Source organism: Pseudomonas sp. AU12215, assembly GCF_001675465.2.
GTDB classification, from domain to species: domain Bacteria; phylum Pseudomonadota; class Gammaproteobacteria; order Pseudomonadales; family Pseudomonadaceae; genus Pseudomonas; species Pseudomonas nitroreducens.
In genome coordinates this window covers 1-23,731 of sequence record NZ_MACM02000178.1, presented here as the reverse complement: position 1 = coordinate 23,731, position 23,731 = coordinate 1, and the positions used below count along the sequence as shown (strand labels likewise).

28 protein-coding genes are annotated in these 23,731 nt (G+C 65.1%); 14 read left to right on the top strand and 14 right to left on the bottom strand.

The window, feature by feature from the left end; translation table 11 throughout:
* The 3 genes from rlmD (at position 1) to mazG (ending at position 4,548) form a co-directional block, all read left to right on the top strand.
* Positions 1-1,371 (top strand): 23S rRNA (uracil(1939)-C(5))-methyltransferase RlmD, encoded by a 1,371-nt coding sequence (gene rlmD / locus A9513_RS30625; protein ID WP_024766439.1) that lies wholly within the window; start codon positions 1-3, stop codon positions 1,369-1,371.
* A gap of 92 nt (positions 1,372-1,463) precedes the next feature.
* A complete protein-coding gene (relA, locus tag A9513_RS30620; RefSeq protein WP_024766440.1) occupies positions 1,464-3,722 on the top strand; it encodes a GTP diphosphokinase in 2,259 nt (752 codons plus the stop codon).
* A complete protein-coding gene (gene mazG / locus A9513_RS30615; RefSeq protein WP_065086364.1) occupies positions 3,715-4,548 on the top strand; it encodes a nucleoside triphosphate pyrophosphohydrolase in 834 nt (277 codons plus the stop codon). The genes relA and mazG overlap by 8 nt, the downstream gene beginning before the upstream one ends.
* Positions 4,549-4,650: 102 nt before the next feature.
* On the opposite strand, the gene A9513_RS30610 is transcribed toward mazG, so the two are convergent.
* Complete coding sequence (locus A9513_RS30610; protein WP_065086363.1) at positions 4,651-5,583, bottom strand: aspartyl/asparaginyl beta-hydroxylase domain-containing protein; 933 nt, start codon at positions 5,581-5,583, stop codon at positions 4,651-4,653.
* Positions 5,584-5,744: 161 nt separating this feature from the next.
* Here A9513_RS30610 and A9513_RS30605 point away from each other — a divergent pair, with 161 nt between their 5' ends.
* On the top strand, positions 5,745-6,284 hold the full coding sequence (locus A9513_RS30605) for a DUF2058 domain-containing protein (RefSeq protein WP_024766442.1): 540 nt from the start codon (positions 5,745-5,747) through the stop codon (positions 6,282-6,284).
* Positions 6,285-6,302: 18 nt separating this feature from the next.
* Here the strand turns inward: A9513_RS30605 and A9513_RS30600 are convergent, their stop codons facing one another.
* Positions 6,303-6,581 carry a Rho-binding antiterminator gene (locus A9513_RS30600; protein WP_024766443.1) on the bottom strand — a complete coding sequence of 93 codons (279 nt, stop codon included), beginning with the start codon at positions 6,579-6,581 and terminating at the stop codon, positions 6,303-6,305.
* An 11-nt stretch (positions 6,582-6,592) separates the two neighbouring features.
* Positions 6,593-6,814: a thioredoxin family protein gene (locus A9513_RS30595; RefSeq protein ID WP_024766444.1), complete on the bottom strand. Its 222-nt coding sequence runs from the start codon at positions 6,812-6,814 to the stop codon at positions 6,593-6,595.
* A gap of 114 nt (positions 6,815-6,928) precedes the next feature.
* On the opposite strand from A9513_RS30595, the gene A9513_RS30590 reads away from it, so the two are divergent.
* Positions 6,929-7,498: a MarR family winged helix-turn-helix transcriptional regulator gene (locus A9513_RS30590; RefSeq protein ID WP_037010262.1), complete on the top strand. Its 570-nt coding sequence runs from the start codon at positions 6,929-6,931 to the stop codon at positions 7,496-7,498.
* 72 nt (positions 7,499-7,570) lie between these two features.
* Here the strand turns inward: A9513_RS30590 and A9513_RS30585 are convergent, their stop codons facing one another.
* The 4 genes from A9513_RS30585 to A9513_RS30570 form a co-directional block, all read right to left on the bottom strand.
* Positions 7,571-8,860 carry an outer membrane protein transport protein gene (locus tag A9513_RS30585; RefSeq protein ID WP_024766446.1) on the bottom strand — a complete coding sequence of 430 codons (1,290 nt, stop codon included), beginning with the start codon at positions 8,858-8,860 and terminating at the stop codon, positions 7,571-7,573.
* A 185-nt stretch (positions 8,861-9,045) separates the two neighbouring features.
* The gene (locus A9513_RS30580) at positions 9,046-9,525 is read right to left on the bottom strand and encodes a hypothetical protein (RefSeq protein WP_024766447.1); all 480 of its coding nucleotides are present in this window, start codon (positions 9,523-9,525) and stop codon (positions 9,046-9,048) included.
* A gap of 182 nt (positions 9,526-9,707) precedes the next feature.
* Positions 9,708-10,361: a tetratricopeptide repeat protein gene (locus A9513_RS30575; RefSeq protein ID WP_024766448.1), complete on the bottom strand. Its 654-nt coding sequence runs from the start codon at positions 10,359-10,361 to the stop codon at positions 9,708-9,710.
* A 116-nt stretch (positions 10,362-10,477) separates the two neighbouring features.
* Positions 10,478-11,332 carry a sulfurtransferase gene (locus tag A9513_RS30570; RefSeq protein WP_024766449.1) on the bottom strand — a complete coding sequence of 285 codons (855 nt, stop codon included), beginning with the start codon at positions 11,330-11,332 and terminating at the stop codon, positions 10,478-10,480.
* Positions 11,333-11,412: 80 nt separating this feature from the next.
* Between A9513_RS30570 and A9513_RS30565 the strand changes: the two genes are divergently transcribed.
* Entirely contained in the window at positions 11,413-12,207 is a 795-nt protein-coding gene (locus tag A9513_RS30565; RefSeq protein WP_024766450.1) for a 1-acyl-sn-glycerol-3-phosphate acyltransferase, read from the top strand.
* A 22-nt stretch (positions 12,208-12,229) separates the two neighbouring features.
* On the opposite strand, the gene A9513_RS30560 is transcribed toward A9513_RS30565, so the two are convergent.
* Positions 12,230-13,291 (bottom strand): SMP-30/gluconolactonase/LRE family protein, encoded by a 1,062-nt coding sequence (locus A9513_RS30560; protein WP_065086362.1) that lies wholly within the window; start codon positions 13,289-13,291, stop codon positions 12,230-12,232.
* Between the two features lie 133 nt (positions 13,292-13,424).
* Here A9513_RS30560 and rnd point away from each other — a divergent pair, with 133 nt between their 5' ends.
* From rnd to A9513_RS30545, 3 genes are all read left to right on the top strand, one after another.
* Positions 13,425-14,564 (top strand): ribonuclease D, encoded by a 1,140-nt coding sequence (rnd, locus tag A9513_RS30555; protein WP_037007563.1) that lies wholly within the window; start codon positions 13,425-13,427, stop codon positions 14,562-14,564.
* 33 nt (positions 14,565-14,597) lie between these two features.
* A complete protein-coding gene (locus A9513_RS30550) occupies positions 14,598-14,891 on the top strand; it encodes a YcgL domain-containing protein (RefSeq protein ID WP_024766453.1) in 294 nt (97 codons plus the stop codon).
* Positions 14,892-15,140: 249 nt separating this feature from the next.
* On the top strand, positions 15,141-16,073 hold the full coding sequence (locus A9513_RS30545) for a D-2-hydroxyacid dehydrogenase (RefSeq protein ID WP_024766454.1): 933 nt from the start codon (positions 15,141-15,143) through the stop codon (positions 16,071-16,073).
* Positions 16,074-16,160: 87 nt separating this feature from the next.
* Here the strand turns inward: A9513_RS30545 and A9513_RS30540 are convergent, their stop codons facing one another.
* Positions 16,161-16,754, bottom strand: a complete 594-nt coding sequence (locus A9513_RS30540) for a nitroreductase family protein (protein WP_024766455.1) — start codon at positions 16,752-16,754, stop codon at positions 16,161-16,163.
* A 258-nt stretch (positions 16,755-17,012) separates the two neighbouring features.
* Between A9513_RS30540 and A9513_RS30535 the strand changes: the two genes are divergently transcribed.
* Entirely contained in the window at positions 17,013-17,462 is a 450-nt protein-coding gene (locus A9513_RS30535) for a YcgN family cysteine cluster protein (RefSeq protein ID WP_024766456.1), read from the top strand.
* A 1-nt stretch (position 17,463) separates the two neighbouring features.
* On the opposite strand, the gene A9513_RS30530 is transcribed toward A9513_RS30535, so the two are convergent.
* Complete coding sequence (locus A9513_RS30530; RefSeq protein WP_024766457.1) at positions 17,464-17,811, bottom strand: CPCC family cysteine-rich protein; 348 nt, start codon at positions 17,809-17,811, stop codon at positions 17,464-17,466.
* On the bottom strand, positions 17,811-19,871 hold the full coding sequence (locus tag A9513_RS30525; protein WP_065086361.1) for a S9 family peptidase: 2,061 nt from the start codon (positions 19,869-19,871) through the stop codon (positions 17,811-17,813). Before A9513_RS30525 ends, A9513_RS30530 begins: the two co-directional genes overlap by 1 nt.
* Before the next feature lie 98 nt (positions 19,872-19,969).
* Between A9513_RS30525 and A9513_RS30520 the strand changes: the two genes are divergently transcribed.
* The 4 genes from A9513_RS30520 to A9513_RS30505 all read left to right on the top strand — a co-directional run bounded on the left by A9513_RS30520 (position 19,970) and on the right by A9513_RS30505 (position 22,343).
* Entirely contained in the window at positions 19,970-20,440 is a 471-nt protein-coding gene (locus A9513_RS30520; RefSeq protein ID WP_024766459.1) for a hypothetical protein, read from the top strand.
* A 64-nt stretch (positions 20,441-20,504) separates the two neighbouring features.
* Entirely contained in the window at positions 20,505-20,951 is a 447-nt protein-coding gene (locus A9513_RS30515; protein ID WP_024766460.1) for an HIT family protein, read from the top strand.
* A 3-nt stretch (positions 20,952-20,954) separates the two neighbouring features.
* Positions 20,955-21,728, top strand: coding sequence for a class II glutamine amidotransferase (locus A9513_RS30510; RefSeq protein ID WP_024766461.1), 774 nt, complete (start codon positions 20,955-20,957; stop codon positions 21,726-21,728).
* A 90-nt stretch (positions 21,729-21,818) separates the two neighbouring features.
* The gene (locus tag A9513_RS30505) at positions 21,819-22,343 is read left to right on the top strand and encodes a DUF2937 family protein (RefSeq protein ID WP_024766462.1); all 525 of its coding nucleotides are present in this window, start codon (positions 21,819-21,821) and stop codon (positions 22,341-22,343) included.
* Positions 22,344-22,448: 105 nt separating this feature from the next.
* Here the strand turns inward: A9513_RS30505 and A9513_RS30500 are convergent, their stop codons facing one another.
* The 3 genes from A9513_RS30500 to A9513_RS30490 form a co-directional block, all read right to left on the bottom strand.
* On the bottom strand, positions 22,449-22,715 hold the full coding sequence (locus A9513_RS30500; protein ID WP_024766463.1) for a DUF2790 domain-containing protein: 267 nt from the start codon (positions 22,713-22,715) through the stop codon (positions 22,449-22,451).
* 259 nt (positions 22,716-22,974) lie between these two features.
* A complete protein-coding gene (locus A9513_RS30495) occupies positions 22,975-23,205 on the bottom strand; it encodes a hypothetical protein (RefSeq protein WP_024766464.1) in 231 nt (76 codons plus the stop codon).
* A gap of 1 nt (position 23,206) precedes the next feature.
* A partial coding sequence (locus A9513_RS30490; protein WP_176707301.1) for a cbb3-type cytochrome c oxidase subunit I occupies positions 23,207-23,731 on the bottom strand: 525 nt, incomplete at its 5' end.

The window sequence follows — 23,731 nt, the reverse complement described above, 5'->3', positions numbered from 1 at the left end:
ATGGCCAAACAACGATCCGGCCTGCGCTTCCAGCCCAGCGGTGGCGCCCGCAGCCCCGCGGTACCCGTGGGCAAGAAGCAGCGCCTGAACATCGAGCGCCTGGCCCATGACGGCCGCGGCATTGCCCACGCCGACGGGCGCACCTGGTTCGTCGCCGGCGCCTTGCCGGGCGAAGCGGTGGAAGCCCGTGTGCTGTCGGCACGCGCGCAGATCGTCGACGCCCGCAGCGAACGCCTCTTCAGCACCGCCGCCAACCGTCGCACCGAGCCTTGCCCGGTAGCCGGCACCTGCGGCGGCTGCAGCCTGCAGCACCTGCCCCACGCCGATCAGCTGGCGCTCAAGCAGCGCACCCTGGCCGAGCAGCTGGAGCGTTTCTCCGGCCTGGTTCCGCAAGAGTGGGCCGCGCCGTTGGTCGGCCCCGAATTCGGCTACCGGCGCCGTGCTCGCCTCGCCGTGCGCTGGGACGTCAAGGCCAAGCGCCTGGACGTCGGCTTCCGCGCGGCTGCCAGCCAGGCCATCGTCGCCTTCGACGACTGCCTGGTGCTGGTGCCCGAGCTGCAGGTTCTCGCTCGCGAGTTGCCGGCGCTGCTGCGCGGCTTCGCCAAGCCGCAGTCGCTGGGCCATGTCGAGCTGTTCCACGGCACCTCCAGCGCGCTGCTGCTACGGCATATCGAACCTTTGTCCGATAGCGATCGCGCGCGACTGCTGGAATTCTGTTCGGCACGGGATGTGCAACTGTGGTTGCAGGGCGACGGCGAGCCGACACTCTGTTCCAGCGGCGCAGAAAACGGCGGGAACCGGGAGCTCGGCTTCCGGCTCGAAGCCTGGAATCTGACCCTGGCCTACCGGCCCGGCGACTTCGTGCAGGTGAACGAGCCGGTGAACGAGGCGATGGTCGCCCAGGCGCTGGACTGGCTGAAGCCCGGCAGCGACGAGCGCGTGCTGGACCTGTTCTGTGGCCTGGGCAACTTCGCCCTGCCGCTGGCGCGCCAGGTGCGCGAAGTAGTGGGCGTGGAAGGTGTGCAGACCATGGTCGAGCGTGCTGCTGCCAATGCCCATGCCAACGGGCTGGCCAACACCCGGTTCCATCAGGCGGACCTGACGAAACCGCTTGCCGAAGCCCCCTGGGCGGCGGAGGATTTCACCGCCGTGCTGCTCGATCCTCCGCGTGACGGAGCCTTCGAGCCGGCGCGGCAGATGCGTTCACTGGGCGCGGAGCGGGTACTCTATGTGTCCTGCAACCCGGCGACCCTGGCGCGCGACGCTGGCGAACTGGCCCGACAGGGCTATCGCCTGAAGCGCGCCGGCATCCTCGACATGTTCCCGCAGACGGCCCATGTCGAGGCCATGGCTTTGTTCGAGGCAGGCTAGGAAGGCCTGCGCAATCCGACCGGCTCAAGCAAGAAGAAAGGCCGGCGCAGTGAGCGGTGTGTTGTGGCGCACCGTGGGGAAGGGTAGACACGATGGTACAGGTGAGAGCGCATCAGCCGGTCAACACGGACGGCAGCATCAATCTCGAGGCCTGGCTGGACCATGTCCAGACCCTGGTCCCGGGCCTGGATCGCCAGGTCCTGCTGGAAGCCTGCGAGTTCGCTCGCGAGGTGGAAGACAGGGCTGTCAGCACGGCTGACAACTCCTGGGCGGATGGCACCTCCAGCTTCCAGACGGGACTGGAGATCGCCGAGATCCTGGCGGACCTGAAGCTCGACCAGGAGTCCCTGGTCGCCGCGGTGATCTACCGCGGCGTGCGCGAAGGCAAGGTCAAGCTCGAGGACGTGGCGCAGCGCTTCGGCCCTGTCGTCGCCAAGCTGATCGAAGGCGTGCTGCGCATGGCTGCGATCAGTACCAGCCTCAGCCCTCGGCAGTCGCTGGTGCTCGGCACCCAGGCGCAGATCGAGAACCTGCGCAAGATGCTGGTGGCCATGGTCGACGACGTCCGCGTCGCGCTGATCAAGCTGGCCGAGCGGACCTGCGCGATCCGTGCGGTGAAGAACGGCGACGAAGAGAAGCGCATGCGCGTCGCCCGAGAAGTCTTCGACATCTACGCCCCGCTGGCCCACCGCCTCGGCATCGGCCACATCAAGTGGGAGCTGGAGGATCTGTCCTTCCGCTACCTGGAACCCGACCAGTACAAGCAGATCGCCAAACTGCTGCACGAGCGCCGGTTGGACCGCGAGCAGTACATCGCTACTGTTATGCAGCAGCTCAAGGATGCCCTGGCCGCCACCGGCATCAAGGCCGACCTGTCCGGGCGCGCCAAGCACATCTATTCCATCTGGCGGAAGATGCAGCGCAAGGGCCTGGACTTCAGCCAGATCTATGACGTGCGCGCCGTGCGCGTGCTGGTGCCGGAAATGCGCGACTGCTACACCGCGCTGGGCATCGTGCACACCCTGTGGCGCCACATCCCCAAGGAATTCGACGACTACATCGCCAACCCCAAGGAAAACGGCTACCGCTCGCTGCACACCGCGGTGATCGGCCCCGAGGGCAAGGTGCTGGAAGTGCAGATCCGCACCCACGCGATGCACGAGGAAGCCGAACTGGGCGTCTGCGCGCACTGGCGCTACAAGGGCACCGACGTCAAGGCCAGCTCCAACCACTACGAAGAGAAGATTTCCTGGCTGCGCCAGGTGCTCGAATGGCACGAGGAACTGGGCGACATCGGCGGCCTGGCCGAGCAGTTGCGGGTGGATATCGAGCCCGACCGGGTCTACGTCTTCACTCCCGACGGCCACGCCATCGACCTGCCCAAGGGCTCCACTCCGCTGGACTTCGCCTACCGCGTGCACACCGAGGTCGGTCACAACTGCCGTGGCGCCAAGATCAACGGCCGCATCGTGCCGCTGAACTACAGCCTACAGACCGGCGAGCAGGTGGAAATCATCACCGGCAAGCAGAGTGGGCCGAGCCGCGACTGGCTGAACCAGAACCTGGGCTACGTCACCACATCGCGGGCGCGAGCCAAGATCGTCCACTGGTTCAAGCTGCAGGCGCGCGACCAGAACGTCGCCGCCGGCAAGGCCATGCTCGAGCGCGAACTCGGCCGCCTGGCTCTGCCGCCGGTGGACTTCGAAAAGCTCGCCGAGAAGGCCAACTACAAGACCGGCGAAGACCTGTTCGCCGCCCTGGGCGCCGGCGACCTGCGCCTGGCCCACGTGGTCAACTACGCGCAGCAACTGGTCGAGCCCGAGCGCGGGAACGAGCAGCTCGAACTCATCCCGCGCAAGCCGAGCAAGATCGGCCATGGCAAGCGCGGCGACATCCAGATCCAGGGCGTCGGCAACCTGCTCACGCAGATGGCCGGCTGCTGCCAGCCGCTGCCGGGCGACCCGATCGTCGGCTACATCACCCTCGGCCGCGGCGTGACCATCCACCGGCAGGACTGCGCCACCGCACTGCAACTGGCCGGGCGCGAGCCGGAGCGGATCATCCAGGTCAGCTGGGGCCCGGTGCCGGTCAGCACCTACCCGGTGGATATCGTCATCCGCGCCTACGACCGTTCCGGCCTGTTGCGCGACGTCTCGCAGATGCTGCTCAACGAGCGCATCAACGTGCTGGCGGTGAATACCCGCTCGGACAAGGAAGACAACACCGCGATCATGCGCCTGACCATCGAGATTCCAGGTCTCGATTCGTTGGGCCGCCTGCTGGCGCGCATCTCCCAGTTGCCCAACATCATCGAGGCGCGGCGTGATCGCGCGGGTGCCAAGGATGCATAAGCTCGAAGACCTGCTGTACCTCATGGCCCGCCTGCGTGACCCGCAGAACGGTTGCCCCTGGGACCTCAAGCAGAGCTATGCGACCATCGTCCCCTACACCCTCGAGGAAGCCTATGAGGTCGCTGATGCCATCGAGCGCGGCGACTTCGACCACCTGCGCGAGGAGTTGGGCGACCTGCTCTTCCAGGTCGTCTACTACGCGCAGCTGGCTCGGGAAGAGGGCCGCTTCGAGTTCGACGCAGTGGTCGACGGCATTACCACCAAGCTGATTCGCCGCCATCCCCATGTCTTCCCTGATGGCGACCTCTACGGCGAGCCGGACCCAGCGAAGCTGGAGGAAGCGGCGGTCAAGCAGCGTTGGGAAGAGTTGAAAGCCGAGGAGCGCGCCGCCAAGGCCGCGGAGCCGGTGCAGTTGTCGCTGCTGGACGATGTGCCCAACGCGCTGCCAGCGTTGAGCCGCGCTGCCAAGCTGCAGAAGCGCGCCTCCCAGGTCGGCTTCGACTGGGCCGACGCGCTGCCGGTGGTGGACAAGGTTCGCGAGGAGCTGGACGAAGTGCTCGAAGCGATGGCCGGCGGCGACACCGAAGCCCAGGCTGAGGAAGTGGGCGATCTGTTGTTCGTGGTGGTCAACCTGGCGCGCAAGCTCAAGGTCGATCCGGAAAGCGCCCTGCGCGCCGCCAATGCCAAGTTCGAGCGCCGGTTCCGCTATATCGAGACGGCCTTGCGCGATCAGGGACGTACGCTGGAAGACAGCAACCTGGAAGAGATGGACGAACTGTGGGGCGCTGCCAAGCGTGACGAGAAGAATCCGCTCAGCTGTGGATAAGTGCTGCCTCCGTTGAATTGGCGCCCATGAAAAAGCCCCGCGATTGCGGGGCTTTTTATTTCTCTTCGTAGGAGCGAGCTGTTGGCGTGTGGTGTCTGCTCGTCAGCCGAACAGCCAGCGCAGGATCAGCACCAGCAGCACCACTGCCAGCACCGGGCGGCCAATACGGTAGGCCTTGGGATAGGCGCGCTTGAACACCTTCACCTTGCTGCCCACGGCGTCGCCGAGGCGAATCAGTACCGAGTAGGCCTGGTTGATCCCGCCGACGCGCTCGCCCTCGACGTTCTGCGGCGCCGTGGCGCGGCCGAGGAAGGCACTGACGCGGCGGTTGACGCGGGTCAGCAGCGGCGACTTGAGCGGTCGCTCGATGTCGCAGAAGAGGATCAGGCGCGACTCGTCCGTCTCGTTCTTCACCCAGTGAACGAAGGTCTCGTCGAACATCACGTCCTGGCCATCGCGCCAGGCGTAGGGCTGCCCGTCGACGAAGATGCGGCAGTCGTCGGAGTTCGGTGTGGCCAGGCCCAAGTGATAGCGCAGCGATCCGCCGTAGGGGTCGCGGTGCTTGTTCAGGTGGCTGCGTGGCGGCAGGCGGGTGAACATCGCACCCTTGACGTTGGGGATGCTGCTCACCAGTTCCACGGTCTTCGGGCACAACTGCTGCGCCGAGGGCAGGGGACCGTCGTACCAGGTCAGATAGAAGCGGGTCCAGCCCTTCTTGAAGAAGGAGCCGAAACCGGCTTCGTTGTTGTTCAGGGCGTCGCGGATGTAGCCCTCATCGAAGAGTTTCTCGGCTTCCTCGCGGATCGTCTGCCAGTTGTCGCGCAGCTTGTCGAGCTCGGGGAAGCGCTCGCGGTCCAGGTACGGCTTGGACGGTACGCTGGAGTTCAGGTACATCAGCGAGTTGTAGGGGGCGAACCACGCCGAGTGGTTCACCACCTGGCGGAGGAAGGGCAGGCGCACCTTGCCGCGCAGGTGCACGTAGAGAATGGCGATGAGGAAAATGGCCAGTATCGCGAGAACGATGAGCTTCAGCATGGAGGTAACGAGTCCGCTCCAGATGAGTGAATTCGAGCCAGGCACTTGCGCTGCGCTGGCACAGGCCCGAGGATTATACCCCCTGAGGACAGTCCCGCAGCACCTATGCGTTGGTCTGGGAGTTGTCCTGCATCAATTGGGCTGTTGGAGAGCCTTGATTCATGAGCATGTCATTGCGTGATCAGTTGCTGAAAGCCGGGCTGGTCAACGAGAAGCAGGCCAAGCAGGCCGGCAAGCAGAAGCAGAAACAGCAGCGCCTGGAGCACAAGAACCAGGTGGCCAAGGACGACAGTCAGCGTCAGGCTGCCTTGCAGGCCCAGGCCGAGAAACAGGCTCGCGACGCCGAACTGAACCGCCAGCAGCAGGAAAAGGCCGAGAAGAAGGCCAAGGCCGCGCAGATCAAGCAACTGATCGAGGGCACGCGCCTGCCCAAGCTGGAGTCGGACGACTACTACAACTTCGTCGACAACAAGAAGGTCAAGCGCATCGCGGTCAACGACCTGATCCGCGATAAGCTCAGTCGCGGCAGCCTGGCCATCGTCAGCTACGACGGCCGCTACGAGATCGTCCCGCGTGATGCCGCACTGCGCATCCAGGAACGCGACGAGCGCCGTATCATCCTGCTCAGCGAGCCCAGCGGCGAACCGGACGAGGACGATCCGTACAAGGATTACGTGGTGCCCGACGATCTCATGTGGTGAGGTTGCGGTGGTCCGGTTTCAGGCGGGGCCCAGCTGCACCCTGCCGAACTGCGCCGTCGCCGACAACGGCGTGATGGCGCGCAGGCGGTCCAGCCGGAACTCCCGGCTGGCATCGTCCACTCGCACTTCCAGATATTCCTCCAGCGATCCGTCCACAGTTCGCCGCGTGTGCGTGGTGAAGGCCTGGGCATCGAACGCCAGGCCGTCACGCAACTCGATACGCAGCCAGTAGCGGTAGAGGCAGGCGATTTCCAGGTAGTCATGGAGATCGCAATGCAACGGCTGGTAGTCGCTCATCTCGCCAGGCCTTATTTGAGGTCAGCCAATGCCGCGCCGAAGTTCAGGTGCAGCACCTGCCCATCGACCACCAGCGCCGGTACGGATTTCACCCCGGCGGCCTCGGCTTCGGCCACACGCGGCTGCTCGCCCAGGTGCACCACTTCGACTTCGCGGTTCAGCAGCGGCAGCAGTGCCCGCTCTGCTTCGATGCAGACAGGGCAACCGGCATGATAGTAAACGGCTTTGTTCATGTTCCTTCTCCTGATCAATTATGTATCGATTCGATACCTTTTCAGTCTGCGAGCGAGATGGGCCTTCTGTCAAACTGGTTTTTGATCGATACTATCTATCGGGAGGATTAGCCCATGACCGATACGACCCTGTACGACTACCTCGAACGCATTGCCAGCCTGATGCGCGCCTGGGCTCGTGAGCAGCCGCTGATGGCGGATCTGCAGCCGATCCAATTGAGCGCGCTCAATTACCTGGCGCGCTGCAACCGCTATTCGAATACGCCACTGGGGGTGACGGATTTCCTCGGGCTGACCAAGGGCACGGTCTCCCAGTCGCTCAAGGCATTGGAGGCCAAGGGGCTGATCGAGAAACGCCCGGATGCCCAGGACCGCCGTAGCGTGCACCTCGAGCTGACTCGGGCGGGCAGGGGGCTGATCGATGCACTGGTGCCGCCGGATTTCCTGCGTCGCGCAGAGGAAGCGCTGGGGGAGCGTAGCGAACTGCTGGTCTCGCTGTTGCGGGAATTACTGGCAACCGTGCAGCGTCAGGAAGACGTGCCGGGCTTCGGTCTTTGCCGTACTTGCCGCTTCCACCAGAATCTGGACGGCGGTGGATTGTGCGGTCTGACCGGGGAGCGGCTGGAGAGCGGCGAGGGCGAGCTGATCTGCCGCGAGCATGCCGAGCCCGATCAAGTGGCCTGATGTCCACTGAGCCGATTCGCGGGCAAAAAAAAGCCGGGCATGAGCCCGGCTTTTCGTTACGCCGCGGCGCTATCAGAAGCGATAGGTCATCTGCGCGGTCAGACCGTGGGCGCTGTTGTCATACTTGGCGCTGTAGGCCGGCTGCAGTTGCAGGCCTGCCAGTTCCTGGCCGTCCGGCTGGTTTACGCCGGCGGTGGATTCCCACAGGTAGGCGTAGGCGACATCGATGGTCATGTCGGCATTGGGCGAGTAACCGGCGCCCAGGGTGAAGATCTTGCGATCGCCCACCGGGATGCGCACGTTGCGGTGCTCGTTGGTGGTCGGCGACGGATCGTAGGCGAAGCCGGTACGCAGCACCCACTGGTCGTTCCACTGATAGGAGGTACCGATGGCGGCCGACCAGGTGTCGTGCCAGCTCAGGTCTTCGCCGATGGTGTCGAAGGAAGAGATCGGGGCGCCGGTGTTCTGCACTTCGATGGACTTCAGACGGCTCCAGCGCGTCCAGGTGGTGCCACCGTAGACAGTCCAACGGTCATCCAGCTTCTGGGTGAGGGACAGGTCCAGGGACTCGGGCAGGGTGATGTCCAGGCTGGCATCCATGCGCGAATCGAACAGGCCGGCCGGCGAGTTGGAGACGGTGGTGTGGCCCTTGAGCTCGTACTTCACCTTGGAGTGGTAGGTGGCGCCGATGGAGGTGCTCTCGGTCGGGGTGACCAGTACGCCGACGTTGAAGCCGGCGGCGGTGTCGTCGCCCTTGATGCTGATCTTGGTGTCGTCGCCGTTACCGCCCAGGGCGCCGTTCAGCGCGCCGGTGTTCAGGTAGTTTTCCAGCTTGCCGTCGATGCGGTTGATGGTCGGGCCGAAGCCGACGGATACCACGTCGTTGAACTTGTAGCTGATGGTCGGCTGGACGGTGATGACCTGGACCTTGCTGTAGGAACCGTGGGAGCGGCCCTGGAAGCCACTTTCGTAGTCGTTGATGATGCCGTACGGCACATAGATGCCGAGGCCGACGCTGACCTTGTCATCCAGCGGAGTGGCGAAGTAGCCGAAGGGCACGGCGGCCAGAGGGACGGAGTCGCCCTTGTTGGAGCCGGAGGCAGTGCTGTGTGCGTCACTGATGTCGTCCTTGGCGGAAACAACGGCGAGACCGCCGCTGACTTCAGTACGCTTGAGCTTGGACAGGCCGGCCGGGTTGCCGTAGATGGTGCTGGCGTCCAATGCCGAAGAAGCACGGCCCGCGTAAGCGGTGCCGGCGCCGCTGGCGCTCTGCTCGTTGATGGCGATGCCGTTGGCCAGGGCCTGGGCAGAGGCAGCGCTAATGGTCAGGGCTAGGGTGGTCTTGAGCCATGTTGTTTTCATTGTAAGAGCAACTCCTGTGTTTATCGGCGCGCAAGCTACCAAGATTCCCGGGTCTTGGGTAGTGGTTGGCAGGCGCTCTACCTTGGGCTTCAGGGCTCAAACGAGCGTTCCATCTGAATGATGTCCGTTCGTCGCTGTATGTAAATAATTTCTGACCGATCGGTCACGCTTCGGGTACCGAAGTACTAGGCGACTCGACTTAAATTGCCGACATAGCTGTGCCAGGCGTCGACGAAGTCGTGGAGGCGCCCGTGAGGGTGGAACACCTGGCGCCAGATGCGGGCCAGTTCCATGGGGTCGTCCGCCAGTGGCAGGGACAGGTGTTCCGCCTCGACCAGCATCCAGGCAATGGCCGTGCTGTAACGCAGATTGACCGTCAGTTCGAGATGCGGTGCGTCGAGGAAAGCATGCTGGCTGGCCAGCCCCCGGACGCGGCTGGCCAGCTCGGGGTCCAGCGCCAGGAATCCATCCCAGAGCGTCTGGTGCCGCTGCTCACCGATGCGATACAACCCGTGGCCATGGCTGTCATCGAGGGCGCTCCCCAGCGCCGACTGACAGGCTGCTGCCCCCAGCAGCAGCGATTCGGCCGCGATACTGTGGCGCCCCAGGTAGTGCAGGGTGGGGCGGATCACATACTGGCAGAGATCGTTCGCGGCGATTCCCATGACGTCCTCGTCATCAATGACCGGCGGGGCTGGGCGTCTTGGCAGCTTCTGATGATTATCCTCGGCCCCGCCGGAAGCGGACTTAGCCGCTCGAATTGAAGTGTAGTGCGATGAATGTGATGTAAAGGACTGTTTTTAAATTGTTTAGTCGGCGCCGCTTTGCTTCATATTCCTTCTGGCGATTAGATGCTCGGCGGTAACTCCGGCATCGCAGCGAGCTTTTCCGCTGCCTCTTCGTGGCCCTGTTCCGCCGCCTTCTGGTACCAGGAGCGCGCCTGCGCCGGGTTCTTCGCCACGCCGCGGCCCTTGGCGTAGCTCTCCGCTACCTGGAACTCGGCGTCCACATCCCCTTGCTCGGCCGACTGCAGGTAGAGGGCGAAAGCCTTCTTGTAGCTGCGGGTCACGCCGGTGCCGTTCTCGTACATGATTGCCAGGTTGAACTGGGCGTCCTTGTCGCCCTGGTCGACGGCTTTCTGATACCAGTACACCGCCTTGGCCGAGTCCTGCTCGACGCCGTCGCCGTTGTCGTAGGCGTTACCCAGGTTGTACTGGGCACAGGCATGGCCCTGCCTGGCGGCCTTTTCGTACCAGTAGGCGGCCTTCTCGTAGTCCTGGTCGTACTCGTCGCTACCGGAGTCGTATTCCAGGCCGAGCGTGTACTGCGCACTGGCGTGGCCAGCCTTGGCGGCTTTCACCAGGTCGTCGCCATAGAGGTCGGACCACTGGTCCTGGATTTCACAGGGGGTGGCTTCGAGCTCGGTGGCGTAGGCCGGGGCAGTGCTGCACAGGCCAAGCAGCAGGCTGGCGAGCAGGGTCTGGTGGATGCGCGAGGGCATGGGGATCACTCCTTTGAAGATTGGGCACGAGTCTGACGGATGCCCTTACACCTATCCATGAGAACGGAAGACGCTGGTGTGACGCGTCTTCCGCTTTTATTGCCGGAAGTGGGCAATCAGTCGCCTGTGGCCACCGGGCGCCGCGCATCGGTGATCCATTCACTCCAGGAGCCCGCATACAAGCGGCCCAACGGGTAGCCAGCCAGGCTCAGGGCGAAGAGGTTGTGGCAGGCGGTGACGCCGGAGCCGCAGTAGGCCACCAGATCCTCGGCCGGGCGGCCGCGCAGCAGCCCGGCGAAGCGCTGGTGCAGGTGCTCGGGGCGCAGGAAACGGCCGTCATTGCCCAGGTTGTCGGTGAAGGCCGCGCACTGGGCGCCGGGAATGTGCCCGGCCACCGGATCGATGGGCTCCACCTCGCCACGGAAGCGCGGCAGGCCACGGGCGTCGATCAGCGGCAGCTCGGCGTCGCCGAGTTTGCTGGCCAGTTCGCTGGCACTGATCAACAGGCTGTTGTCCGGCTGGCCCTTGAAGTCGCCGGGTCGCACCGGCGTTTCGGCGGTAGTCAGGCGCTGGCCGGCGTTGCGCCAGGCACTCAGGCCGCCATCGAGCAGATAGACGCCCTCGCTCTTGCCCAGCCACAGCAATAGCCACCAGGCGCGGGCGGCGAAGGCGCCGGGGCCATCGTCATACAGCACCACTTCGCTGTCGGCATTCAGCCCCCAGCCACGCAGCTTCTCCAGCAGGTGCTGCGGGTCAGGCAACGGATGGCGGCCCGTTACACCCGGCCGCACCGGGGCGGAGAGGTCGCGGTTGAGATCGGCGAAATGCGCGCCGGGAATATGATTCTCCTGGTAGCTGCGTGCGCCGTAGGCCGGGTCTTCGAGGGCGAAGCGGCAGTCGAGGAGGACGAGGTTCGGGTCATCGAGGCGGGCGGCCAGTTGCTCGGGCGTGAGCAGGCGGGCTTGGGTCATGGGCGCGTTCCTGTGTCGTGACGGGGCCGAAACGCATCATAAGGCTTGTATGAAGAAAAGTTGGTGGGGAGTTGGCGAACATGCTCAACCTGCAATCGGCGCCGCGCAAGGCCGGCCCGCTGCGAGTCGCCCTGGTGGGCCTGGCGACCGTTCTGATCACCCTGGGCTACAGCGTCCGGGTCCTGCTGCTGGGGGCCATCGGCCGGCTTCGCCGCGCCAAGGTCGACGGCTTCACACGCGACTGGTCCGCCAGCCTGTTGAGCCTGACCGGTGCGCGCCTGAGCCGCCACGGTGAGGTACCGGACTTCGGCGATGGCCGTCGTTACATGATCCTCTGCACCCATTCCAGCTTCTACGACATCCCGGCGATCTTCGTGACCATGCCCGGCTCGATCCGCATGCTGGCCAAGCGTGAGCTGTTTGCCGTGCCGGTATGGGGCGCGGCCATGCGGGCGGCAGAGTTCCCCTCCATCGACCGGCACAACCGCCACCAGGCCGTGGCGGACCTCGCCAGGGCGCGCGCGATGATGGAGAGCGGTATCGTGCTCTGGGCTGCGCCGGAGGGCACGCGTTCCAAGGATGGCAAGCTACAGCCATTCAAGAAGGGCTGCTTCCGCCTGGCGCAGCAGACCGACGCGATCATTGTTCCGGTGGCGATTCGCGGCATTCAGCAATTGCTCCCGGCTGGCGGCCTGAAGCTGAATCTTGGGATGCCGGTGGAAGTGCATGTCGGCGCACCGATCGACTCCACCCGGTTCACCGAGCATGGCGTCGATGCGCTGATGAGCGAGGTGCGCGAGCGAATGCTGGAGTTGCTGGAGCCCTCCACCGTGCCCGTACCGGCGCCTGCCCTTAAGGAGCAGACGCCGGCCTGAGGCGTCAGTGAGTCTGGAGCCTTCAGCGGATGGGCAGCCGTCCGATACGATCGTTCTCCAGGCTGCCCAGGTACAGCACACCGTTCACCGGCTTGGCCGAGGTCACCATGCGCAGGTGCTGGCCGCTGGTGTCATGCAGGCTGCGCACGATCTCGCCCTTCTCGTTCACCTGGATCACCAGGCCATAGGGCACCGGCTTGGGCAGGACCGCGCGCGGCAGCTTGGTGAGCTGGCGTTTCAGCCAGGGCATCTGCTGGATCACATCGGCGTCTGCCTTGCGCGGCGAGGGCAGTGCAACCCAGAAGGTGCCGCTGCGGTCGCTGGCGAGGTTGTCCGGCAGGCCCGGCAGGTTGTCGATGAACACGTCGTGTTGTCCGGCCTTTTCGCCCTTGAGCCAGTAACGCGTGATGCGGTAGCGGTAGGTCTCGTTGACCAGGACGAAGTCCTCGTGCTGCGACAGCGCCACGCCGTTGGCGAAGTACAGGTCCTTGAGCAGCGTCTCGGTCTTGCCGGTGGCCGGGTCGTAGCGCAGCAGGCGGCCGTGGGGGCGGGCTTCGAGCAGGTCGAGGATGTAGTCGGGCTGATGGAAGCGGCTGGAGGCGTCGCTGAAATAGATGCGCCCGTCGCTGGCGATGTCCAGGTCATCGGTAAAGGCGAAGGGCACGCCGTCGGCCGAGTCGGTCAGTACGCGGATCTTGCCCTGCGGATCGATCTGAAGCAGGCCTTTCCAGGCATCGGCGACGATCAGGTTTCCGGCCTGGTCGAATGCCAGCCCGAGCGGGCGTCCGCCGGTTTCGACGAAGGTTTGCGCCTTGCCGTCGGCGCCGATGCGCACGATGCGTCCGTCGTCCAGGCCGGCAAACACCTGGCCCTGGCTGTCCACGGCGGTGTCTTCGGGGCCGACGATCTGGCCCTGGGCAATCAGTTCGGCCTTCATCAGCGTGTCGTTGGGTTCCATCACGCCGGTCATCGGCGGCGCCTTGGGCGGCGTCCAGGCCAGCGGATCGATGGGGCTGGGCGTGAAGGCCAGGTAAACGGCGAGGGCGGCGACCAGCAGGACGACCAACCCGAGAAGCTTCTTCATGTAAAGCTGCCTTATTGTTGTTGTGGGCGGGGCAAAGCGTAGAGACCGCTGGCCGATCGTCACACACCGATGGCCGAGTGGAATGCTCGCACATCATGCATCTCTATATACTGCGCGCACCGAAACGAAGGAGATGTTCGTGACCGCCCTCGATATACAGTGGATTCGCGACGATACCACCCTGGAACGAAAGTGCCAGGACTGGAAAGAACTGCCGTACCTCGCGCTCGATACCGAGTTCATGCGTGTCGATACCTTCTACCCGGAAGCCGGGCTGGTGCAGGTGGGTGACGGCAGCGGCGTGTGGCTGATCGACCCGCTGCTGATCCGCGACTGGTCGCCGTTTGCCGCGTTGCTCGAATCGCCGCTGGTGGTCAAGGTGTTCCATGCCTGCGGCGAAGACCTAGAAGTATTCCAGCGCCTGACCGGCAGCCTGCCGCAGCCGCTGTTCGATACCCAGTTGGCCGCCGCCTACCTGGGCATGCCGCACTCCATGGGCTACTCCAAACTGGTGCTGGAAATCCTCGGCCTCGACCTGCCCAAGGATGAAACCCGCTCCGACTGGTTGCAGCGCCCGTTGACCGACATGCAGGTGCGTTACGCCGCCGAGGACGTGCAGCACCTGGCCGAGGTCTACGTGAAACTGGCGCCGCGCCTGAGCGACGAGAAGTTGCAGTGGCTGCTGGCCGATGGTGCCGACCTCACTCAGAACCAGAGCCGCGTCAGCGATCCGCAGCAGGCTTACCTCGACGTCAAGCTGGCGTGGAAGCTCAATCCCCAGCAACTGGCCGTGCTGCGCGAACTGTGTGTCTGGCGCGAGGAGCAGGCGCGGTTGCGCAACAAGCCGCGCAACCATGTGCTGCGCGAGCATACCCTGTGGCCGCTGTCGCGCTTCCAGCCTGGCGACAAGGTTGCACTGGCGCGCATCGACGACATGCACCCGCGTACGGTGCGCCAGGACGGCGACACCCTGATCGCCTTGATCGCCCATGCAGCGAAGCTGCCAGAGGCAGAACGCCCGCAGCCCCTGCCCGAGCCGCTGCCGCGCGAGATCGCCCCGGTGCTGAAGAAGCTGCGCGAAGTCGGCCAGAAGGAGGCCGAGCGCCTGGACATGGCGCCCGAGCTGATGCTGCGCAAGAAGATTCTCGAGGCCCTGCTCAAGACCGGTTGGCCCAATGGCCCCTATCAACTGCCCGATTCGCTGCAAGGCTGGCGCCGCGAGCTGATGGGGCAGGCCCTGCTGGACAGCCTGGCTGCCCCGACTGCCGAATAACGCGGCCCACCCCATCACGCAGAAAGAACCGACATGAAACGCATCTGCTCCATCTACAAGAGTCCGCGCAAGAACGAGATGTACCTGTACGTCGACAAGCGCGAAGCCCTAAGCCGCGTTCCCGAGGCGCTGCTGGCGGCCTTTGGCGCGCCGAAGCACACCTTCGACCTGGTCCTGAGTCCCGAGCGCCAGCTGGCTCGCGAAGACATCAACGTGGTGCTGGAAAACATCGAGAAACAAGGTTTCCACCTGCAGATGCCACCGGCCGAAGACGAGTACATCGAGCACCTGCCCGAAGAGCTGCTGCGGCGAAACGATCCAGTCTGATCCCGACTGGCTCGTCACTGCGCTCAGGCCGCGGATTTGCCCAGTGCCGGCACTGTGCAAGTTCGCGGCTTGAGCGCATTATGCGCGGAGAATAGGGTTCAACGGAGCGGAACGCTTGGTCTTTGGCTGTGTCTATAGCCGCCTGACTTCCCTAGAACTGACCACGTTTTATCCCAGGGAAGCTCCCTTGAAGCGAGTCCAGATGCGCCAGCCGGAAATGCACCACCGCTCGAAGCGAAAGGCCTGACCATGCGCCTGCTCGTACTCGATCGCGAACACTCCCTTTACGCCGCCCTGCTGATGGCGGCCGAACCCCGGTTGACGGTGATCTCCGGCAACAACCCCGATGCCCTGGTGGAAGCGGCGGCGGAGTGCCCGGTATGGCTCGGCGAGCCAACCCTGGCCGCGCAGCTGTTGCGCCACGGCGTGCACCCGGTGTGGATCCAGTCCAGCTGGGCGGGCATCACCCCGCTGCTGGCCGACGACTTGCCCAAGGACTACGCGCTGACCCGCGCCGTCGGCATCTTCGGCCAGGTCATGACCGAATACCTGCTCACCTACATGCTTGCCCACGAGCGCCAGTTCCTTGGTCGCCTGGCCAGCCAGGTCGGCGTGCAGTGGGACGACCGCTCGCCGGGCAGCCTGAGCGGCCGACAGATCCTCATCGTCGGCACGGGCGAGATCGGCCAGGCCGTAGCGCACATGCTCGCGCCGTTCGGCGTCGAACTGGTCGGCGTGGCGAAGAACCCGCGCGCGCTGGTGCCCTTTGGCCGCATGGGCGGGCTGGATGACCTGCCGCGTCTGGCCGAGACCGCCGACTACGTGATCAACCTGTTGCCCGATACGCCGGAAACCGCCGATATCTACAACCTGGCGCTGTTCCAGCGGATGAAGCCCACCGCGCTGTTCCTCAACGCCGGGCGCGGCACTTCGGTGGTGGACGAGGACCTGGTCGCGGCGCTGGAAGCCAACCAACTGGCCGGCGCAGTGATCGATGTCTGCCGCCAGGAACCGTTGCCGACGTCGCACCCGTTCTGGCACACGCCGCGCCTGTTGCTGACTGGCCATACGGCGGCGCCGACCCTACCGGGCCTGCTCATCGAGCTGTTCCGCGACAACCTGACCCGCTTCTGGGCGGGACAGGCCATGCGTGGCGAGGTGGATTTCTCCCGCGGTTACTGATCGCTGTCGCACCGATGACATAAAAAAGGCCCCGATCGGGGCCTTTTCTTTTGTTCTGCTGTAGGGCGGAAAGTCCGGCGCTGGGCGTCAGAGCGAGAAATCGCCCTCGGCCACGATCTCCGCCAGCGGGCGGCGAGCATTGGGCACTTCGCGGGCTTGCAGGCTCTCGGAGAGGATCGACTTGTCGCCGAGCTTGCCGATGGCGATCACTGCGTGGATCTCATGATCCGCCGGGACTTTCAATTCGGTGCGCGCCAGCTCGCGGTCGAAGCCGGCCATGCCGTGGGTGTGCCAGCCAGCCAGGCTCGCCTGCAGGGCGAGGAAGCCCCAGGCGGAGCCGGTGTCGAAGCTGTGCCACAGAGCCGGTTTTTCTTCGCTGGAGCCGGGCGGGGCGAAGGTGGTCTTGGACAGAACGACGACCAGCGCCGAGGCGTGTTGCGCCCAGCCACGATTGAACTCGCCCAGCAGGTTCAGGTAGCGCTGCCAGTTCGGCGTGTCGCGCCGGGCGAAGAGGAAGCGCCAGGGCTGCGAGTTGAAGGAGGACGGTGCCCAGCGCGCGGCCTCGATGAAGCTCAGCAGGGTCTCCTGGGGAATGGCTTCGCCGTTGAAGGCGCGGGGCGACCAGCGATTGATGAATTGCGGGTCGATGGGGTGCTCGGAAACGCGAGGGTTGGCGCTCATGGTGGCTCCTTGAAGGGCGTGGAATCTGCCGATGGTGCCGTGGTCGGCCGGGCATCGCGGTGGGATCGGGCGGCGCGGCTGCGGGAAGCGGCTGGCGAGTCCTGCCTGATGTGTCGGCGGACCGGGCCCGTGGGGCGATCAAACTAACCAGCACGGCCCGCTCTGGCAAGTCTCGCGCGGTCAATGGTCGCCTGCGCTTGGCCTGCGAGCACGGCGGGCTTAGACTTTGCGCCCCGTGAAATTGCCCCTGTACAAAAAATGGCCGCCAAAGTAGAGCCCTTCTGGAAACGCAAGACCCTTGACCAGCTCGACCAGGAAGAGTGGGAGTCGCTGTGCGACGGCTGCGGCCTGTGCTGCCTGCAGAAACTGGAGGACGAGGACGACGGCACCGTCTACTACACGCGCATCGCCTGCAAGCTGCTGGACCTGAAGACCTGCCGCTGCACCGACTACGCCAATCGCCGTGCCAGCGTGCCCGACTGCATCCAGCTCACCCCGGCCCAGGCTGATGAGTTCCAGTGGCTGCCGCCGACCTGCGGCTACCGCCTGGTAGCCGAGGGCAAGGACCTGCCGCTGTGGCACCACCTTGTCTGCGGTGATCCGGAGGCGGTGCATCATGAGCGCATCTCGCAGTCCGGCCGCATGCTTGCAGAGGGTTCGGTGCCCGAGGACGACTGGGAAGAACACCTGATCTTCCGCGCCGGCTGAGTCAGCCCGGTGTGGGTGTACGCAACCAGTAGCAGGCTTCCTCACCGGTCAGTGGAGCCTCGCCATCCGGCAGGTCCACGCGCTTTTCCCAGAGCGGAAACCAGCGCTCGTCCTTCTCGTCGTCGATGGTCGCCGGGCGCACCTGCGCGCGGAAGCGCCGCTCGCACGCGCCCCATTGCACGAAGTTGACCTGCGCCTCGATCAGGCTGACGGCATTGGCGCCGCCGCGTGCGTCGGGGAAGCAGAGTTGCAGGTGATCGTCTTCCCAGAAGCAGATCTCGCAGATTTCGTACGACCCAGGAGGGTCGCCGAAACTGAAGTAGCCGCAGCACGGGCAGGTGTAGAGCATCAGGCGTTGCCTTCGATGCCCAGCACCTTGAACAGGAAGGCGTATTCCAGCGCTACGTCCTTCAGGCCCTGATAGCGGCCGCTCATGCCGCCGTGGCCGGCGCCCAGGTCGGTCTTGAGGAGCAGCAGGCGGTCGTCGGTCTTGCTGACGCGCAGCTTGGCTACCCACTTGGCGGCTTCCCAGTACTGCACGCGGCTGTCGTTGTAGCCGGCCACCACCAGCAGGGCGGGGTAGTCCTGGGCGCTGACGTTCTCGTAGGGCGCGTAGGCCTTGATCCGTGCGTAGACCTCCGGCTCCTGCGGGTTGCCCCATTCGTCGTACTCGGTGACGGTCAGCGGCAGGTCGGGGTTGAGCATGCTGTTGAGCACATCGACGAAGGGCACTTCGGCGATGGCCGCGGCGAACAGCTGTGGGCGCTGGTTGAGTACCGCGCCGATCAGCAGGCCGCCGGCACTGCCGCCGCTGATGGCCAGTTGCGCTGGGGTGCTGTAGCCGTGGTCCAGCAGATGTTCGGCGCAGGCGATGAAGTCGCTGAAGGTGTTCTGCTTGTGCGCCAGCTTGCCGGCGCGGTACCAGGCTTCGCCCAGCTCGCCGCCGCCGCGAACGTGGGCGATGGCGAAGACGAAGCCACGCTCCAGCAGGCTCAGGCGGGCGTGGGAGAACCAGGGGTCGAGGCTCTCGCCATAGGCGCCGTAGCCATAGAGATAGAGCGGGGCGGGCTTGCCGCGGGCGACGTCTTCCAGCACGTCGCGGCGGCCGACCAGGCTGATCGGCACCTGTACGCCGTCAGCGGCGTCGGCCCAGAGGCGGCGGCTTTCGTAGGCGTCGGCATCGAACGGGCCTTCTACCGGCGTTTCCTTCAGAACCTTTTGTTCTCCGCTTGAAAGATTTAACTGACGGATCTGCGCCGGTCGGTTGAGGGCCTCGTAGCGCAGGCGGATCGTGGCGCTGTCGAACTCCAGGCTGTCCTGCACGTACAGGTTATAGGCGGCGTCCGGCAGGTCCACCCGGTGCGCCGGTTGTCCATGGGGATGGACTTCGACGATCGGCAGGCCGCCTTCGCGCAGGCTCAGGGTGAGTGCGCTGGCGTTCAGGGTGAGGCCTTCCAGCATCACGTCGTCACGGTGCGCCACCAGCTCCTGCCAGTGGGCGCGGGTGGGTTGCGTCTCGCTGGCGTGGTAGAGGGCGAAGTTGATGCCGGCCTGGTTGCTGCGGATCATCCAGGCCCAGTCGCCGTTCAGGCGACCGTGGTCCGGGTAGTACTCGTGGTCTTCCTCCCGTGGTGCCAGGCAGACGAACTCGCCCTCGGGCGTATTGGCATCCAGTACCCAGGCTTCACTGGTGGTCTTGCTGTTGAGCAGCAGGATCAGCTGGCGTTCGGAACTGGCGCGGTAGCAGTTGAGGAAGAAGCGCCCGTCGGGCTCCTCGAAGATCAGCTGCGCGCCGCTCTCGCCCAGGCTGTGGCGGTAGAGCTTGTGCGGGCGGTGGGTGTCGTCCAGCTCACCGAAGAACAGGGTGCGGTTGTCGTTGGCCCAGGTCAGGCTGCCATCGCAGTCCTCGAAGGGCAGGGTGGTGACGCTGCCGTCAGCCAGTTCCTTCACGTACAGGGTGTAGATCTCGTCGCCGCTGGTATCCAGGCTGTAGGCCAGCTTCGAATGATCGGGGCTGATGCTGAAGGCGCCCACGGACAGGAAGCCATCGCCGGCCAGGGCGTTGGGGTCCAGCAGCAGCTCTTCGGCGCTCGCGTCGACGGTGAGCGAGCCGTCGGCCGGGCGGGGGCTGCGGTAGTGGCGCGGGTACTCGTCGCCGGCAGTGGTGCGCTGGTAGTAGAGCCAGGGGCCCCAGGGCGTGGGCAGCGACAGGTCGGTTTCGCGGATGCGGCCCTTGATCTCCTGGAACAGGGTTTCGCGCAGTTTCGTCTGAGGAAGAAGCTGATCTTCCAGGTAGGCATTTTCTGCTTTCAGGTAGTCGAGGACGTCCTCGGCGTCACGGTTTTCCAGCCAGGCATACGGATCGGCGGCGGCTTCGCGGCGGGCGATGGGGGGCTGGCGGTCGGTCATGGTGGCTCCTCGGGACGGCATGGGGGACGCCCGGATGCGCACCCATGGGGAAAAGCGGCTATCATACGCACCCCTCTGTCGACACCGCACGCACGCGCATGAACGAACACGATTACACGCTTGCCTGGGGCGCCTATATCGCCGCCGGCCTTGGCCTGACCCTGGTCTGGTTCCTGATGACCGGCTGGATGTGGCGCTGGCTGCGCGAGCCGCTGCGGGTGATCGTCATCGTCCTGCTGTTCACCCCGACCCCGGTGGATCCGGCGAACAACCTGTACGCTCCGGCTATCGCGATCACCGCGCTGGACGTGGTGTTCAAGGTTGGCAACAACGCCTGGCGCGCCGTCTCCGACCTTGCCCTGGTGCTGCTGGCGGCATTCGGTGTGTACCTGCTGTTCGTGCTCATCCGCTGGCCGCTGGAACGCTCGCTGAAGAAGCGCCGCCAGGAAAAGGTCGACGAAGACGAGCCGACCCTGCGCCAGCTGATGCAACCGCAGCTGATGCCCGACGTTGACAGCCGCACCGATGATCACGGCGAGCGCCGCATGCGGATCGAACCGCGCCTGTAGTCCGGCCTTGCGTACTGCCCCGCACGCGTCCAGCATGAACTGAACGGCCTTTGCAGGAGTTCCCATGGACTGCGTGTTCTGCGCCATCGCGGCCGGTCGCGTGCCGGCCCGTACCCTCTACGAAGACGACCATTTCATCGTGCTGCTGGACATCTATCCGCTGCGCCCCGCGCACTTGCTGCTGGTCGCCCGCGAGCACGCGGCCTTCCTGCACCAGCTCTCCGAGGCTGCGCAGCAGGACCTGATCCCGTTGGCCGAACGCATGGAGCGGGTGCTGCGTCGCGCCGGCTACGGGCGAGTCGGCATCAACCTGCTGGTCAACGACGGCCCCGCGGCCAACCAGCACGTCGCACATTTTCATCTGCACCTTATCCCGCGTGAGTTGAACGACCTGCCAGCCCTGCTGCTGCGCGCGCTGACGCGGTTCCTGCCACTGGGGCGGAAAAGGATGCAGAATCGCCTGGAACGCGAGCTGCATCAGCTGCGCGAGGCACTGATGGAGGAGAACTGATTCATGTGCGAGTTGCTCGGCATGAGCGCCAACGTCCCGACGGACATCGTCTTCAGCTTCACCGGGCTGATGCAGCGCGGCGGCGGCACCGGCCCGCACCGTGACGGCTGGGGCATCGCCTTTTATGAGGGGCGCGGTGTGCGGCTGTTCCAGGACCCGTCCGCCAGCGTCGACTCGGAAGTCGCGCGGCTGGTGCAGCGCTACCCGATCAAGAGCGAAGCGGTGATCGGCCACATCCGCCAGGCCAACGTCGGCAAGGTCTGCCTGGCCAACACCCATCCGTTCGTGCGCGAGATGGGCGGCCGCTACTGGACCTTTGCCCACAACGGCCAGCTCGCCGACTTCCATCCCGAACCCGGTCTCTACCGCGCGGTGGGCGACACCGACAGCGAAGCGGCCTTCTGCGACCTGCTCAACCGCGTGCGGCGTGCCTTTCCCGAGCCCGTACCGGTGGAGGTGCTGCTGCCCACGCTGGTGACTGCCTGCGCGTCCTATCGCGAGAAGGGGGTGTTCAACTGCCTGCTCAGCGACGGTGACTGGCTGTTCACCTTCTGTTCCACCAAGCTGGCGTGGATCACCCGCCGTGCGCCCTTCGGGCCTGCGCGCCTGAAGGACGCCGATGTCACCGTGGACTTCCAGTCGGAAACCACACCCAACGACGTGGTCACGGTGATCGCCACCGAGCCGCTGACCGACAACGAGAACTGGACCCTGATGCAGGGCGGCGAGTGGATGCTCTGGTGGCGTGGCGAGATCGTCACCCAGGGGCGCATCTGAGCGGGACGTGAAGCATTCCCGGAACGTGAACGCGGCAAGCGGGAGAATCCCGCGTTGCCTTGCACATCATAAGAACGAAAGGGGGAAAGAATGCTGCGCAGCTATGTACGCATGGTGCTGTTCGCACTGGGTCTGATGGTCGCGGTCCAGATTCCGGGTTTCATCAAGGACTACGCGCAACGCGTCGATGCCCACCGCATCGAGGCAACGCAGGCGCTGCAAGGCTTCAAGGACACCTCGGGGCAGTTTTTCAAGGGCGACCTGAGCGCCCTGGTGGCGCATTACCGCGGCAGCGCCGACCCGGTATTCCAGCGCGACGCCGACAATATCGAGCGGTTGATGCGTCGCGCCCAGTTGTTCGACAACGAGTGGCAGGCGTTGCAGGGCACCTGGTACCAGCGCGCACTGCACATGCTCACCTCGCCGAATCACGAACTGCTGCAGGAAACCTACGAGAACTACCGCTACCAGGTGATGCTGGAGCCCGAGGCAATTGGCTGGGCGCTGGCCGGTGGTCTGTTGCTGGCATGGATCGCCGAGGTACTGATGGCCTCGGTGGCGGCGCTGGTCGGCCTGGGGGACAACCGTCGCGCTTCGCGGCGGCATTGGAACTGAGCGACATCACCTGGCGGCGGGCCACTCATCAGGATCGCCCCCCGGTCGCCACCACTGGCTCGCGGGGTTTGGCCAAGACGGCCGGAGGGCGATGCTAGGCAAGGCTCAGCCCTGGCTGGTGCTGCCGCCCCATTCGAGGAAGCGGACCTTGTGGGTCTGGCCTTCGTGATCCTGGTAGACCATGTACGCCGGCACGATGCCGACCTTGCCGGAGTTGTCGGTGCGGTGCAGGACCTTGTCGACGTCCAGGGACATGCCGTAGTGGTATTCGGTGACCGGCAGGTCGGCGCCGGGGTTCTTGATTGCGTCCTGGGCAAAAGCCATCGGGGCGAGGCTGGAGATGACAGCCGACACGACAGAGGCAAGCTTCATTCTTTATTTCCTCGGTGAAGGACCCGGTCAGGGATCCTTGAGTGGGATGGAAAGCCCCACCGGGGAGCACTGGCATCGATGATGTCTGTCCTGGGGTCCAGACAGGACAGGGGACGATGCTGCAGGCGTCCATCAGGTGGCGGGGCACGGGAGTGATATTCCGCCTCCGCACGCCCTCCGGGAAATTGATGTGCTTGCTAATGAAAATTGATGAAGGTGATGTGGCGCTCTGTCGCAGGCCTGCCCGCAAACTGGCGCGCTAGGGCTGCCAGTCGCGCCAGTGTTCGCAGTCGCCCCTGCACTGGCCGGGGCAGGCGCAACCGGTGCGGCTGCGCCCGGTGGCCTTTTCCATGCGCCGGGCCACTTCCTCGTCATCGGCGAAGGGCAGCATGCTGGCCTCCTCGATACCGCGCTGGCGGTGCGCCCGCAGGCTCCAGCCGACGCCGAAATACAGTGCCAGCAGGCCGCCCAGCCCCAGCCAAAGTGTCATCTCAGGCCATCCGCTCGGCGACACGCATCGCCTCGGGGCGCGCCTGGCGCACGGTGACCCAGGTATTCCAGGCCATCAGCAGCATGCCGCTGAGGAACATCAGCCCGCCGGTCATGCGCACCACGAAGCCGGGGTGGCTGGCCTGCAGCGCTTCGACGAAGGAGTAGGTGAGCGTGCCGTCGGCGTTCACCGCSCGCCACATCAGGCCCTGGGTGATGCCGTTGACCCACATGGAGGCGATGTACAGAACGGTGCCGATGGTGGCCAGCCAGAAGTGGGTGTTGATCAGGCCCACGCTGTGCATCTGCTCGCGGCCGAAGACTTTCGGAATCAGGTGGTACAGCGAGCCGATGGACACCATCGCTACCCAGCCCAGAGCGCCGGCATGTACGTGGCCGATGGTCCAGTCGGTGTAGTGCGACAGGGCGTTGACGGTCTTGATSGCCATCATCGGGCCTTCGAAGGTGGACATGCCGTAGAAGGCCAGGGAGACCACCAGGAAGCGCAGGATCGGGTCGGTGCGCAG